The organism is Pseudomonas sp. HR96, from assembly GCF_034059295.1.
GTDB lineage: Bacteria > Pseudomonadota > Gammaproteobacteria > Pseudomonadales > Pseudomonadaceae > Aquipseudomonas.
This window is the reverse complement of record NZ_CP139141.1, coordinates 3376225-3389543: the sequence shown is the minus strand read 5'-3', so window position 1 is coordinate 3389543 and position 13319 is coordinate 3376225. Positions and strand designations below refer to the sequence as shown.

Below are 13319 nucleotides of genomic sequence, written 5' to 3'. Positions count from 1 at the left end.
CCGGCCCGAATGCCGGGCACGGGCAGGCCGTTCTGGATGGGTATCAGACAATCGATCAGGGTTGTTGGAGCATGACAGCCGCGGCTGGCGACCAGCTGCGGCTGTCTCTGGCCTCAGCTGGCTGGCGGTTTCTTCGCGCTGGCCGGTTTTTTTGCCGCCGGGGCCTTCTTCGCCGCCGGGGCCTTGGCGACAGGCGCGGGTGCTGCCGTAGGTGCTACGGCACTGTCGGAATTGGCGGCCTTGGCGGCGGGTTTGGGCGCAGGCTTGGCAGCCGGGGCGGGCTTGCTGGCAGCGGCCGGTTTGGGCGCCGCAACCGGCTTGGCGGCAGCAGCAGGCTTGGCCTTGGCAGCAGGTTTGGCGGCCGCCGGCTTGGCGTCGCCTTCAGGCTTGGCCGCGGCTTTGGCCCGGGTCTTGCCGGTCTTGGTCGGCGCTAGCGCTTCGGCTTCGGCCAGCTTGCGGGCCATTTCCCAATGGCGGTCGCCCTGGCCTTCAGGTTGCCCTTCCGATTCCCAGATCTGATAGGCGAATTCGCGAATACGTTTGTCGTCGGCACTCATTTCAACGCTCCTGATCACAGCTCACTAATGACGAATAGATTGACAGGGAAATCCTTCAACGCACTGTCCAGACGCAATGTTCTCTCTGGTGTGACTGCACATTGCGAAAAAAGTCCCTTCAAAGTTGGCAGCTCCACTCCTGCGGGCAATTCGACGTGAGTGTCCCCCCACTGTTGCGCTGCTATCAACGGGCTGTTGGCATCGGCCAACAAACCACTGGCCAGGCGCGGCACTATCACAATGGCCTGCTGGCGGTCCCTGATGCGGGCGAAGGCAAAGACTTTGTCTGCCTGCTCACCTTTGACCTGCAAAGGCACATAGGCCCCCTCGCCAAACAGTTCGGGGTGTTGCTCCCGACAGTGTAGAACACGACTGACCAACGCCTGCTTGATCGCACCGGCCTGCCAATCGGCGAGCAACTGGGTGCAGTCGAGGTCGGCGTGCAAGGCCTGGGCCCGGGCGTGGTAGTCGACCGGACGACGGTTGTCCGGGTCGACCAGGCTGAAGTCCCAGAACTCGGCGCCTTGATAGAGATCCGGTATGCCCGGCACGGTCATGCGCAACAAGGTCTGTGCCAGGCCGTTCAGCGCGCCGGCCGGCGCCAGCGAAGCCACTGCGCTGGCCATGGCCTGGCGCACTGGCTTGCCGGCGTCGCCCAGCAGCAGCTGCTCGAGGAATTCCTTGCAGATTTTCTCGTAGGCTTCGTTCGGCGCGCTCCAGCTACTGATCAGCTTGGCCTCACGCAGCGCTTTCTGCTGCCACTGATACAACCTTTCGGCGAAGGCGGCGAGGCCGTCGGGGTCATCCGCCGTCAGGCCCAGGGGCCAGCTGCCGACCATGGCCTGGTAGAGCATCAGCTCATCGCCACCACTGGGCGCATGGCCCTCGGCGAAAGCCTGGCGCAGCGGTTGTGCCAGGTCGTGCCAGTGCCGTACCTGATCGGCATACCAGGCGCCGCGCTCACTGAGCACGGCCAAGCGCGCGCGGGTGTCTTCGCCACGTTTGTGGTCGTGGGTGGCGGTGGCCAGCAGGTTCCTGGGGAAGGTGGCCAGGCGTTCCTCGCAGGCCTGATTGAACAGGGCCGGCGAGCCGCTGAAGCGTTCAGTCTCGAAACCCACGTCATTACGCGACAGTAGCATCGCCGAGCGGTAGAACGCGGTGTCTTCGACAGCCTTGGCCGCCGAGGGCGAAGTCAGCTGCTGGAAGCGGATACAGGCGTAGCGCAACAACTTGCGCTGGCGGCCCGGGGGAGTCTGGCGCCAGGTCTGGTCGCCAAACCAGCGCTGCAAGTAGTCGAGCGCCGGCCAGTCGGCCTCGCTCAAGCTGGCCCGCGCGCCCTCCATGGCCTGTTGAAAGAAGCCTTCGTCTTCAGCGGGGCGCCCACAGGGGCCGATGTAAGTACGGTACACCGGGTAATGCACGATCAATTCCTGCAAGGCGCGACGGATCGAGCCCAAGGTCATGTCGCGGCTCATCAGGTCGCAGCGAGCCACCAGGAGCAGGGCCTGGGCCACCGATTCGAAGTCGCCGGCCAGCGAGCCGTTGAGCACCAGATGACGTGCCGTCAGGGCTTCCTCGGCGAAGTCGGCGGTGCGTCCGCTCAGCTCGCTCCACAGCAGGCCCAACGGCGCGGCGCCGCTGGGGTCATGCTGCAAGAGCGAGACCTGGTTCATGAATTCGTAGCCGGTAGTGCCGTCCACGCCCCAGTCGCGGTGCAAGTGTTCGCCACTGCCGAGAATCTTCTCCACGTAGATAGGCAGGCGCGTCAGCGCCGCTTCCGGCGGGCGCTGGCCGAGCAGGGCGTTGACCCGGCGCCGCAGCTTGCGGCAGTAGCCACGCGGGTCGGCCAGGCCGTCGATGTGGTCGATGCGCAGGCCGTCCACCAGGCCCTCGGCCACGAGTTGGAAGATCTTGCCATGGGTCGCTTCGAACACGGCCGCGCGCTCCACGCGCAAGCCGCCGAGTTCGTTGACGTCGAAGAAGCGCCGCCAGTTGATGTCGTCGGCCGCCGTGCGCCAGCTCGCCAGGCGGTAGGGCTGGCGCTCGAGCAGCTGATGCAGACGGTTGAAGCCGTCCTCGGTCAGCGAGTCGAAGTGTGCCAGGGTCCGGTCGATCGACGCTTGCATGCCTTGCTCGAGCATCACCCCGGCCAGCTCGGCACGCAGGTGTTTGGTCTGCTCCCAGGCATCGGCCTGATCGCGCAATGCAGCGAAGCGCTTGCTGACCTCGTCCAGCCGCGGCTCGTCGGCAGCCGCCAACAGCCCCGGGTAGTCCAGCGGGCAGATCGGAAAGCGGTGTTCGTAGTGCTCGACGTAGAACTGTCCGGTCTCGGCTTCGAAGCGCAGCGGCAGCTCGCCCTTCTGCAGGGCCACGCCATAGTCACTGCCCAGAAACGGCAACAGCAGCTGGCCTTCGAGCAGCGGATCGGGAGAGTGCCACTGGATATCGAAGAACTCCGCATAGGGGCTGCGCCGGCCCCATTCCAACAGGTCCAGCCACCAGGGGTTGTGCGCCCCCCCGACGGCCATGTGGTTGGAGACGATGTCGAGGATCAGTCCCATGCCATGCTGTCGCAGGGCAGCCACCAGCCGTCGCAGGGCGTTCTCGCCGCCCAGCTCCGGGTTGATGGTGGTGGGGTCGACTACATCGTAGCCATGCATCGAGCCCGGGCGGGCCTTGAGCAGTGGGGAGGCGTAGAGGTGGCTGATGCCGAGGTTCTTGAAGTACGGCACCAGAGGCACCGCGTCGTCCAGGGTGAAGCCTTTATGAAATTGCAGCCGCAGGGTGGCCGTCATTACTGTCATCGATCACGCTCTTGGGCTTGTTGACGGGCGCAGGCGAGCAGCTCAAGGCGCCGCGCTGCGTCGGAATCGTCCAGCAGGGTTTGTACCGCAGTCTTGTAGCGCCGCCGCCAGTTGGGGTGGCTGTCGATCGTGCCGGGCAGGTTGGCCTGCTCTTCGATGCCCAGGGCGTCGTCGAGGGGCAACAGCACCAGCGGCGCAGGGGTATGGCCGAGAAAGCGCACGCTGGCGTCGATCAATTGTTCCACTTCGTCGCCCTGGCCCTTGAAGTTCTGCGCATCCTGGGTCAGCAGATGCTTGAGTCCCCGGCGCTCGTGCTCGCGGGTCACGCGCCATTGCTGTTCGGTGTCGTGATCGATCAGCTCGAGCTTGCGATTCCAGTCGATATCGCGGGCGCGCCACCAGCCATTGAGGGTCGGCAGGTCATGGGTGGTGCTGGTGGCGAGGGCATCGTCGGGCCACTCCTGCACTGGGCGAAAGTGCCCGGTATGACTTTGCTCGAACAGCAGCACACGCATACCGAGCATGTGCCGGGCCGCGAGCTTTTCACGCAGGCCGTCGGGCACCGTGCCCAAATCTTCGCCGAGGACGATCGCCTTGTGCCGATGGGATTCGAGGGTCAGCAACCGCAGCATGTCGTCAATCGGGTAATGCAGGTAGGCACCTTCATTGGGCGGCGACCCGACCGGAATCACCCACAGCCGTTGCAGGCCCATGACGTGGTCGATGCGCAGCCCGCCCGCGTGGGCAAAGTTGGCCCGGAGCATTTCGATGAACGCGCGAAAGCCGTTGCGCACCAGGCCCTCGGGGGAAAACGCGGAGATCCCCCAGCCCTGGCCAGCGCGGTTGAGGATGTCCGGCGGAGCGCCGACGGTCAGCGCGCTAAGCAGCTCGTCCTGGAAACTCCAGGCCTGGCTGCCGGCGCCATCGGCACCCACCGCCAGGTCTGCCACCAGGCCGATGCGCATGCCGGCGGCGCGGGCCGCCGCCTGGGCGCGGGTCAGGCTGCGGTCCACCAACCACTGGCAGAAGGCGTAAAACCCGACCTCCACGCTGTGTTCGCGGGCGAAACGGGCCACGGCCATGCTGCGTGGGTCGTGCAGTTCATCCGGCCATTGACGCCAGTCAAGGCTTTCCCCTGCGGCGGCGCGCAGGGCTTGGATGGCCTCGAAACGGCAGTGGTTTTCCAAGGCTTCGCCACCGTGGTGACGAAAGCTGCTGAAGTCGTTGTTCAGCGGATGCTCGCTGGCGATGAAAGCGTCGTAAAGCGCGCGTAACAAACGTTGCTTGGCGCTCGCCGCCGCCGGCCAGTCGATCAGCGGCAGGGCTTCGAGTTGGTGAAGGGTCTCGGCCAGGCCCGCCGCTTCGATGGCCAGGCGCACGGCGCGTTCGCCAAGAATGGTGCCCGGCGCGGCATACAGACTGTTGAGAAACAGTCGGCTGGAAGGCGAGTAGGGACTGTAGCGGCTGTTGTCGGCGCTGCACATGGCGTGCATCGGGCTGATCGCCACGGCATCGGCACCGCGTTCCCCGGCGGCACGGACCAGGCTCTCCAGCGCCTGGGTGTCGCCAAAACCGCCGTCGCCTTCGCGGCGCAGGCTGTAGAGCTGCGCGCTGAGGCCCCAGGCGCGGGCCGGGTCGCTGTCCACGGCGTCGGCAACGTTGTAGCAGCGTGCGGGTGCCACGGCCATGGTGAAGTGCTGGCCGTCGATGCGCACGTCCTGGTAGCCGACCGGGATCATTCCTGGCAGGTTGCCTAGGTCGTCCAGGTGCAAGTCGAGGGTGGCGCCATCCTCCAGGTGCACCTGGCACCCGGTACCGGGTTTGAAATACTGGCCCAGGGGCAGCGGCTTGCCATAGTCGACCGTCAGCAGTGGTGGCAGGTGGTGGCCTTGCTTGAGCTGCTGCAGCTGGTCGAGGCTGGCAGCCACCGCCTCATCGCTGTCGGCGGGGTGGCCGAGGCCGGCCAGCACCTTGCGCAGTACGTCATCGCTGACCTGCTGCGGGCGCCCATTGGCGTCAGTCCAATGCACCGCAAGGCCAGCATGGTCCGCGAGCTTGTGCAATGCATCCGTCATACAGGGTCTCCAGCACCTGGGGTCAAGCTGACCAGCGCCGACCAGGCACTCAGCGAGCCATCCGTATTGGCTTGTTCCGGGTTGGCCCGGCTATCGAACAGCAGATGCTCGGCGCCAACCGGTTCGATCGATACCGCGTCATCGCTGAGGTTGAGGTCGATGCGCAGCATGCTGCCATCGCCCATGCGCCAGGTCGCCGACACCGCGCCCGTGGCCAGCACATGGCAGCCCTCAGCGGTGCAACCCGGCAGGCGCGGCACGATGGTGTCGCGGCGCAGGGCCAGCAATTGCCGATACAGCTGGACCCAAGGGCCGTCCTGCTGGTATTCGAAATCCTCGAAGCGCGGACGCGAGGCGTCGAAAGTGTCGCTGTGGTTCGGGTCGGGAATCTGCGCGCGACGCTTGGCGTCCTGGAACGCCGCGAACGCCTTGAACTCTTCCCGCCGGCCCTTGCGCACTGCTTCGGCCAGCTCGCCGTGGTGGTCGGTGAAAAACAGGAACGGCTCGTTGCTGGCCCATTCGTCGCCCATGAACAGCAGGGGGATCATGGGTGACAGCAACAGCAGGGTAGTGGCAGCACGCAAAGCCGGCTCCGAACACAGCTGGCTCAGTCGTTCGCCAAAGGCCCGGTTGCCGATCTGGTCGTGATTCTGCAGGAACAACACGAACGAGGTCGGCGCCAGGTGCCCGCTCGGTTCGCCGCGGTGTTCACCGTTGCGGTTGACCTGACCTTGATAGATGAAACCCTGGCTCAGGCAGCGAGCCAGCTTCTCGGTCGGCTGCTGGGCGTAGTCTTCGTAATACGCTTCGGTTTCGCCGGTCAGCAGCACGTGCAGGGCATTGTGGCCGTCGTCGTTCCACTGCGCGTCATAACCCTGCTGCAGCAGGCTGGCCTGGTTGTGTTCGTTTTCCAGGGTCAGGTAGACATGCCGGCCAGCGGGCACCGCGTCGCGAATGCGCGTTGACATCTCGTCGAGGAAGTCCGGCGACTCGATGGCGTGAACGGCGTCGAAACGCAAGCCGTCAAAGCGGTATTCGTTGACCCACATCACGGCGTTGTCGATGAAGAAGCTGCGCACTTCCGGGCGCCGGAAATCGATGGCTGCGCCCCATGGGGTGTGCTTGTCTTCGCGGAAGAATTCCTTGGCGTAGGCGTTGAGGAAGTTGCCATCGGGGCCGAAGTGGTTGTAGACCACGTCGAGGATGACCATCAGGCCGTGGCCGTGGGCGCAGTCGATCAGGTGCTTGAGCTGCTCCGGGGTGCCGTACGAGGCTTCCGGCGCATAGGGCAGAACGCCGTCGTAACCCCAGTTGCGTTCGCCCGGAAACTCGGCGATGGGCATCAGTTCGATCGCGGTGATGCCCAGGCCCGCCAGGCGGGCCAGGTGCGCCTCGACGCCCTCGTATCCACCGAGGGTGCCGACGTGCAGTTCATAGATCACCGCCTCGTGCCAGGGACGGCCCTGCCAGTCAGTGTTCTGCCATTGATAGGCGCCAGGGTCGACCACCAGGCTGGGTGCATGGACGTCGCCCTGCTGGGCGCGGGACGCAGGGTCCGGCACCTTGAGGTCGTCGTCGATGATGTAGCGGTAGGCGCTGCCGGCAGGGCAGGCCAACTCGATCACATACCAGCCGTGATCAACGGCGGGCATCGGCACCACAAGGGGTGCCGCGCCGGTGTCGCGTTGAAGCTCAAGGGAAACGCTTTTTGCGTCTGGAGCCCACAAGGCGAACCTTGTGTGCTCCTTGTCCAGCATGACCGCACCGTGAGACCAGGTTTCAGTTGTCCATGACGGCATCGATGAAACCTCTTCTATTCAGTGTTTTTCCAGTTTGCCCACCGCGCGACGGACCATGTCTTCATACAGCTCGGCGTAGGGTTCCACGGCCTGGCTCCAGTTGAAGGGTTGGGTCATCGCCCGGCAACGCATGGCGTTCAACAGCTCGGGTTTGTCGAATACATAGAAGGCGCGGCGCAGCGCTTCTTCGTAGCTCTGCACGGTGGATTCCTCGAACAGGAACCCGGTCACGCCGTCTTCAATGGTGTCGGCCAGGCCGCCAGTCTTGCGTGCCACCGGCAGCGAGCCGAAGCGTTGCGCGTACATCTGGCTGAGGCCGCAAGGCTCGTACCGCGATGGCATCAGCAGGAAGTCGCTGCCGGCGAACATGCGCCGCGCATCGGTTTCGTTGAAGCCGATGCGCACACCGACCTGGCCGGGGTAGCGTAGGGCCAGCTCGCGCATGGCTTGCTCTTCTTCGGGCTCGCCGCGGCCGATGATCGCGATCTGGCCGCCTTGCTTGACGATAAAGTCGGTCACGCCCTCGGTCAGGTCCAGGCCTTTCTGGAACACCAGCCGCGAGACCACGGCGAACAGCGGGCCGGTGGACGCTTCAAGGCCGAACAGTTCGCGCACGTGGTCGGCGTTGACCGCCTTGCCTTCCCAGTCGTTGAGGCTGAATGGGCAGACCAGATGCGGGTCGGTGGCCGACTCCCAGCTCTCGTCGATGCCATTGGGAATGCCGCTGAGTTGGCCGGATTGCGCTTTGCTGCTGAGGAAACCGTCCAGCCCGCAGCCGAACTCCGGAGTGGTGATTTCTTCGGCGTAGGTGGCGCTGACCGTGGTGATGTGGTCCGAATAGGCCATGCCTGCCTTGAGGAACGACAGCTTGCCGTAGAATTCCAACCCATCCTGGTTCAAGGCATGGTTGGGAATGCCCAGTTCCGGGCAGCAGGCGCGGCTGACCACACCTTGGTAGGCCAGGTTGTGAATGGTGAACAGGGTAGGCACCGACAGCCCGCGCCACTGCATGTAGGCCGGCGTCAGGCCGGCGGGCCAGTCGTGGGCGTGCACCAGGTCGGGCTTCCAGTGCACCATGCCTTGGCCGCCGGCGATCTCGGCTGCGGCCAGGCCCAGCCGGGCAAAGCGAATGTGGTTGTCCGGCCAGTCGCGGCCGTTGTTGGCGCCGTAGGGGGTGCCGTCGCGCTCGTAGAGCTCGGGGCACAGCAGGACGTAGATGACCAGGCCATCAGGCATGTCCATGCGCCCGATCTTGCAAGGCGGCAGTGCGGCATGACCGCCAAGCTCGCCCACCACGTGAATGGGGTTTTCGCTGTTGACCACCTGGGGGTAGCCCGGGATCAGCACGCGAACGTCGTGCAAGGGCCCCATGGCCCGTGGCAGAGCGGCCGAGACGTCACCCAGACCGCCGGTCTTGACCAGGTCGGCGATCTCGGAGGTCACGAACAAGACCTTCTTGCGGTTGGGGTTTGGCCGCGCGTCGGCCTGCAGTACCTTGCCCGTCGACGCTACCACAGTGATCGACGGCTCGCTGGCCTGCCGATTAAAACTCTCTCCATGCGTCTCGACAGCGGCACTGATCATTGTTCTCTCCCAAGAAAATAGCTGGCACTTTGCGGTTTTTATCCATCCCCTGATCAATCGCACACGCATCCGGCGCGCAGGCGCGGGACGAAACGGCTGCAGCGCCGCTCGGTGAATTGACGAAGGTGGGGTGGGCAAACCTTGCCCGACTGCTGCTGCACAGGAAGCCCTGCGAGAAACATGCCGAGTGCATTGGCCTACCCTTTAGCTGACCGGCCGCGTTTGCAGAAGTTTCGACTTTTTTGTGACGAAGTTCTCGAACGGTATTCGGGCGCCATTTTCAGTGTAGGAGAGGTTTCACAAGCGCGCCCCGAAGGCACGCAAAGGCTCTGGGATCCGGGGCGCTTCAGGATGGGACAGGGGAGAGCGGCGACGGTTCGAAAGGGCTCGCTCGCGGGCCGGACGACTCAGCCTTCAGGCATCGCCGAAGAGTGGTGGCTGGTGATCAGCCACTGCGCGCCATCCCAGCCGTAGGAGTAGCTGTAGCGGGCCTGCACGGTCTTGCCGGAGGTGCCATAGGTGAAGGTGTACAGCCCGGCGTCCACGGCGCTGTTGCAACCCAGCAGTATCGAGCGCGAGTCGATGCGGCCTTGCGGCTGGTTGGCCAGGAACGCCGTGAAATAGTCGGCCTTTTCCTCGGCGCTCAGGCGCACCTTGTTCGATACTGTCGGCAGCAACACCGAGACAGGTGCGTAGTTGGCGACTACCTTCTGCGGGTCGCCGGTTTTCAGCGAGTCGTTCCAGCGCACGAACAGGGCTTGAATGTCCGCTTCGCTGGCCGTCTGGCACTGCGCGGTGGGGGCGACGTCTGCGGCCTGCGCAGTGGCGCAGCCAATGCTCAGGAACAGGGTGGCAAGGGGCAGATGGAGTTTCATGAGAGGTCCTGTCGCTAATGCTCACCACGGGGTGCGGTGAAGCGGCGCGGCCAGTCTAGGTAAGGACCGTGGGCAGATTCCATGGGGATTAGTCGCAGTTAGCGCCGACGAACGGTAAACTATGCTGTTTGCGTGATTCAGGATGTAACGTTTCAGGGCGTCGAGCGGCGGCCCTCAGATAGCACGCAACATGAAATATTCCTTCATCTCGCCGATCCGGAAACTTATCAACAAAGGCTCTGGACTAACGGTGGGAAGATGGGTCGACCATCAAGGTGCAAGACACCTTTATTTGCAAATTGGAGCACCGGCATGCAACTGGGAATCATTGGATTGGGCCGTATGGGCGGCAACATCGCCAGAAGACTGATGCAGGGCGGACACACCACCGTGGTCTACGACCGTAGCCAGGATTCGGTCAAGGGCCTGGCCGGCGAGGGTGCCACCGGCGCCAGCGACCTGGCCGACCTGGTCGCCAAGCTTCAGGCACCGCGCGCCGTGTGGGTCATGCTGCCAGCCGGCGCACCCACCGAAGAAACCATCCAGCAGTTGAGCGGCCTGCTCGAGGCCGACGACGTGATCATCGACGGCGGCAACACCTTCTACAAGGACGACATCCGCCGCGCCGAAGCGCTCAAGGCCAAGCAGTTGCACTATGTCGACGTGGGCACCTCCGGCGGCGTCTGGGGCCTGGAGCGCGGCTACTGCATGATGATCGGCGGCGAAAACGCCGTGGTCGAGCGCCTTGACCCGCTGTTCGACTGCCTGGCCCCGGGCATGGGCGACATTCCACGCACCCGTGACCGCAAGTCCGATGACGACCGTGCCGAACGTGGCTACATTCATGCAGGCCCGGCGGGTTCCGGCCACTTCGTCAAGATGATCCACAACGGCATCGAGTACGGCCTGATGCAGGCCTATGCCGAAGGCTTCGACATTCTGCAGAGCAAGAACTCCACAGAGTTGCCGGAGAAAGAGCGCTTCGACCTGAACATGGCCGACATCGCCGAAGTCTGGCGTCGCGGCAGCGTGGTCTCTTCCTGGCTGCTGGACCTGACCGCTGACGCGCTGGCCAGTGACCCGGCCCTGAGCAAATATTCCGGCTCGGTGTCGGACAGCGGTGAAGGCCGCTGGACCATCGACGCCGCCGTCGAACAGGCCGTACCGGTACCGGTACTCTCCAGCGCGCTGTTCGCCCGTTTCCGCTCCCGCCAGGAGAGCACCTACGGCGACAAGATGCTGTCAGCCATGCGCTTTGGTTTCGGCGGCCATATCGAGGTTCCAAAATGATCCGAGGCAAATCCAAGGTCGACGCCGCACCGGCAACCACGCTGTTTCTGTTCGGTGCCCATGGTGATCTGGTCAAGCGCCTGCTGATGCCGGCGCTCTACAACCTGCGTCGCGACGGCCTGGTGGATAACGGTCTGCACATCGTCGGCGTCGACCACAACGAGGTCAGCGACGCCGACTTCGCTGCAAAGCTCAAGGCTTTCATCATCGAGCAGGCCAAGGCCAAAGGCAGCGAGGACGAAGGGCAGATCATCGACCCGGCGCTCTGGGAGAAGCTGACCAAGCGCATCAGCTACATCACCGGTGACTTCACCGATCCGGCGACGTACAAGGCCATCGGCGAGCGCATCGAAAAGAACGGTACGGGCAACGCCATGTTCTACCTGGCGACCTCACCGCGCTTTTTCAGCGAGGTCGCCAAGCGCCTCGGCGAAGCCAATCTGCTCAAGGAGACCCCGGAGGCATTTCGCCGGGTGGTCATCGAAAAGCCCTTCGGCTCGGACCTGGCCACGGCGCAGGCGCTCAACGCCGACCTGCTGAGCGTGATGAGCGAGACGCAGATCTATCGCATCGACCATTACCTGGGCAAGGAAACCGTACAGAACATCCTCATCAGCCGTTTTTCCAACGGCATCTTCGAGGCGTTCTGGAACAATCATTACATCGACCACGTGCAGATCACGGCGGCGGAAACCGTCGGCGTCGAGACCCGCGGCAGTTTCTACGACAGCACAGGCGCCCTGCGCGACATGGTGCCCAACCACTTGTTCCAGCTGCTGGCGATGGTTGCCATGGAGCCGCCAGCGGCTTTTGGCGCTGACGCGGTGCGTGGCGAAAAGGCCAAGGTCATCGGTGCGATTCGCCCGTACTCCAAGGCCGACGCGCTGAAGAACTCGGTGCGCGCCCAGTACACCGCAGGTGCCGGTGGCAAGGCGGGCTATCGCGAAGAGCCCAAGGTCGATCCGCAGAGCCAGACCGAGACCTATGTCGCGCTCAAGGTGCTGATCGACAACTGGCGCTGGGTCGGCGTGCCGTTCTACCTGCGCACCGGCAAGCGCCTGAGCCAGCGCGACACGGAAATCGCCATCTGCTTCAAGCAGGCGCCGTACGCGCAGTTCCGCGACACCGAAATCGACCGTCTGAAACCCAACTACCTGAAGATCGGCATCCAGCCGAATGAAGGCATGTGGTTCGACCTGCAGGCCAAGCGGCCCGGGCCGGCACTGGTCATGGAAAACGTCGAGCTGGGCTTTGCCTACAAGGATTTTTTCCAGATGACCCCGTCCACCGGTTACGAGACCTTGCTGTACGACTGCATGACGGGCGATCAGACCCTGTTCCAGCGCGCCGACAACATCGAGAACGGCTGGCGTGCGGTGCAGCCCTACCTGGATGCCTGGAAGGAGGGTGGCCAGGTCATGACCTACGCCGCCGGCGAGGATGGTCCGGAGGCGGCCGACGAGCTGCTGACCCGTGATGGCCGCAGCTGGCACAGCCTCGGATGAGTGGCGCGGCGCAGCTGCCCATCCGGCTGGTACTCAGCGACATCGATGGCACCCTGCTGCGCCCGGACCACAGCTTCGGCGACAAGACCCTGGCGGCCTTCGCGCAACTGCGCGAGGCCGGGGTGGCGTTGAGCCTGGCCAGTGCCCGGCCGCCTTTGGCCATGCGCAAGCAGATTGCCCAACTGGGCATCGAGGTGCCGGTGGCCGCCTTCAACGGCGGGACGCTGATGGCTGCCGACGGCAGCTATATAAAGGTCAGTCACCTGCACCCCGACGCGGCACGTATTGCCCTGGCCCTGTTCGCCAGGCATCCGGTGGCGGTCTGGCTTTTCGCCGACGACCAGTGGCTGGTGCGCGACCGCAGCGCCGCCTACATGCAGAAGGAACGCGATGTGCTGGGCTATGACGAAGTTGTGGTGCCCAGCTTCGAACCCTATCTGGACCGGGTCGACAAGATCGTCGCCACCAGCGCCGATTTCGACCTGCTCATCAAGCTCGAGCAAGCGCTGCTGCCACGCATCGAAGGCCGGGCGCTGGCCTCCCGCTCGCAGGATTACTACCTGGACGTCACGGACCTGGCGGCCAACAAAGGCGATGCCCTGGCCAGCCTGGCCGATTACCTGGGCGTCGACCTGGCGCAGACCGCCGCCCTGGGCGATGGCGGCAATGACATCCCGATGTTTCGCCGCGCCGGCTTTTCGGTGGCAATGGGGCAGAGCAGTGACGAGGTCAAACGCCATGCCAGCGCCGTCACCGGCAGCAATGCCGAAGAGGGCGCCGCCGACGCCATTACCCGGATGATCCTGCCCCGAGGTCGTTCTTCTTCCTGA

General features: G+C 64.4%; 9 protein-coding genes. 3 read left to right on the top strand and 6 right to left on the bottom strand.

The window, feature by feature from the left end; all coding sequences use genetic code 11:
* Positions 1 to 113: 113 nt before the first annotated feature.
* The 6 genes from SFA35_RS15170 to SFA35_RS15145 form a co-directional block, all read right to left on the bottom strand.
* The gene (locus SFA35_RS15170; RefSeq protein ID WP_320571361.1) at positions 114 to 557 is read right to left on the bottom strand and encodes a DUF2934 domain-containing protein; all 444 of its coding nucleotides are present in this window, start codon (positions 555 to 557) and stop codon (positions 114 to 116) included.
* Positions 558 to 571: 14 nt separating this feature from the next.
* A complete protein-coding gene (locus SFA35_RS15165) occupies positions 572 to 3361 on the bottom strand; it encodes a malto-oligosyltrehalose synthase (RefSeq protein ID WP_320571360.1) in 2790 nt (929 codons plus the stop codon).
* Entirely contained in the window at positions 3358 to 5436 is a 2079-nt protein-coding gene (gene malQ, locus SFA35_RS15160; protein WP_320571359.1) for a 4-alpha-glucanotransferase, read from the bottom strand. Before malQ ends, SFA35_RS15165 begins: the two co-directional genes overlap by 4 nt.
* Positions 5433 to 7235 carry a malto-oligosyltrehalose trehalohydrolase gene (treZ, locus tag SFA35_RS15155; RefSeq protein ID WP_320571358.1) on the bottom strand — a complete coding sequence of 601 codons (1803 nt, stop codon included), beginning with the start codon at positions 7233 to 7235 and terminating at the stop codon, positions 5433 to 5435. Before treZ ends, malQ begins: the two co-directional genes overlap by 4 nt.
* 18 nt (positions 7236 to 7253) lie before the next feature.
* Positions 7254 to 8819 (bottom strand): glycogen synthase GlgA, encoded by a 1566-nt coding sequence (glgA, locus tag SFA35_RS15150; RefSeq protein WP_320571357.1) that lies wholly within the window; start codon positions 8817 to 8819, stop codon positions 7254 to 7256.
* Between the two features lie 407 nt (positions 8820 to 9226).
* The gene (locus SFA35_RS15145; protein ID WP_320571356.1) at positions 9227 to 9694 is read right to left on the bottom strand and encodes an SgcJ/EcaC family oxidoreductase; all 468 of its coding nucleotides are present in this window, start codon (positions 9692 to 9694) and stop codon (positions 9227 to 9229) included.
* A gap of 312 nt (positions 9695 to 10006) precedes the next feature.
* On the opposite strand from SFA35_RS15145, the gene gnd reads away from it, so the two are divergent.
* Genes gnd through SFA35_RS15130 form a run of 3 tightly spaced genes read left to right on the top strand, consistent with a single transcriptional unit; the run spans position 10007 to position 13319 of the window.
* The gene (gene gnd / locus SFA35_RS15140; protein WP_320571355.1) at positions 10007 to 10984 is read left to right on the top strand and encodes a phosphogluconate dehydrogenase (NAD(+)-dependent, decarboxylating); all 978 of its coding nucleotides are present in this window, start codon (positions 10007 to 10009) and stop codon (positions 10982 to 10984) included.
* The gene (gene zwf / locus SFA35_RS15135; RefSeq protein ID WP_320571354.1) at positions 10981 to 12489 is read left to right on the top strand and encodes a glucose-6-phosphate dehydrogenase; all 1509 of its coding nucleotides are present in this window, start codon (positions 10981 to 10983) and stop codon (positions 12487 to 12489) included. Before gnd ends, zwf begins: the two co-directional genes overlap by 4 nt.
* The gene (locus SFA35_RS15130) at positions 12486 to 13319 is read left to right on the top strand and encodes an HAD family hydrolase (RefSeq protein ID WP_320571353.1); all 834 of its coding nucleotides are present in this window, start codon (positions 12486 to 12488) and stop codon (positions 13317 to 13319) included. The genes zwf and SFA35_RS15130 overlap by 4 nt, the downstream gene beginning before the upstream one ends.

What these genes read in the sequence shown, in the direction of transcription:
- gnd (WP_320571355.1), top strand. Translation starts at nt 10,007, where the DNA reads ATGCAACTGGGAATCATTGGATTGGGCCGTATGGGCGGCAACATCGCC.
- SFA35_RS15165 (WP_320571360.1), bottom strand. Translation starts at nt 3,361, where the DNA reads ATGACAGTAATGACGGCCACCCTGCGGCTGCAATTTCATAAAGGCTTC.
- SFA35_RS15170 (WP_320571361.1), bottom strand. Translation starts at nt 557, where the DNA reads ATGAGTGCCGACGACAAACGTATTCGCGAATTCGCCTATCAGATCTGG.
- SFA35_RS15145 (WP_320571356.1), bottom strand. Translation starts at nt 9,694, where the DNA reads ATGAAACTCCATCTGCCCCTTGCCACCCTGTTCCTGAGCATTGGCTGC.
- SFA35_RS15130 (WP_320571353.1), top strand. Translation starts at nt 12,486, where the DNA reads ATGAGTGGCGCGGCGCAGCTGCCCATCCGGCTGGTACTCAGCGACATC.
- zwf (WP_320571354.1), top strand. Translation starts at nt 10,981, where the DNA reads ATGATCCGAGGCAAATCCAAGGTCGACGCCGCACCGGCAACCACGCTG.
- malQ (WP_320571359.1), bottom strand. Translation starts at nt 5,436, where the DNA reads ATGACGGATGCATTGCACAAGCTCGCGGACCATGCTGGCCTTGCGGTG.
- glgA (WP_320571357.1), bottom strand. Translation starts at nt 8,819, where the DNA reads ATGATCAGTGCCGCTGTCGAGACGCATGGAGAGAGTTTTAATCGGCAG.
- treZ (WP_320571358.1), bottom strand. Translation starts at nt 7,235, where the DNA reads ATGCCGTCATGGACAACTGAAACCTGGTCTCACGGTGCGGTCATGCTG.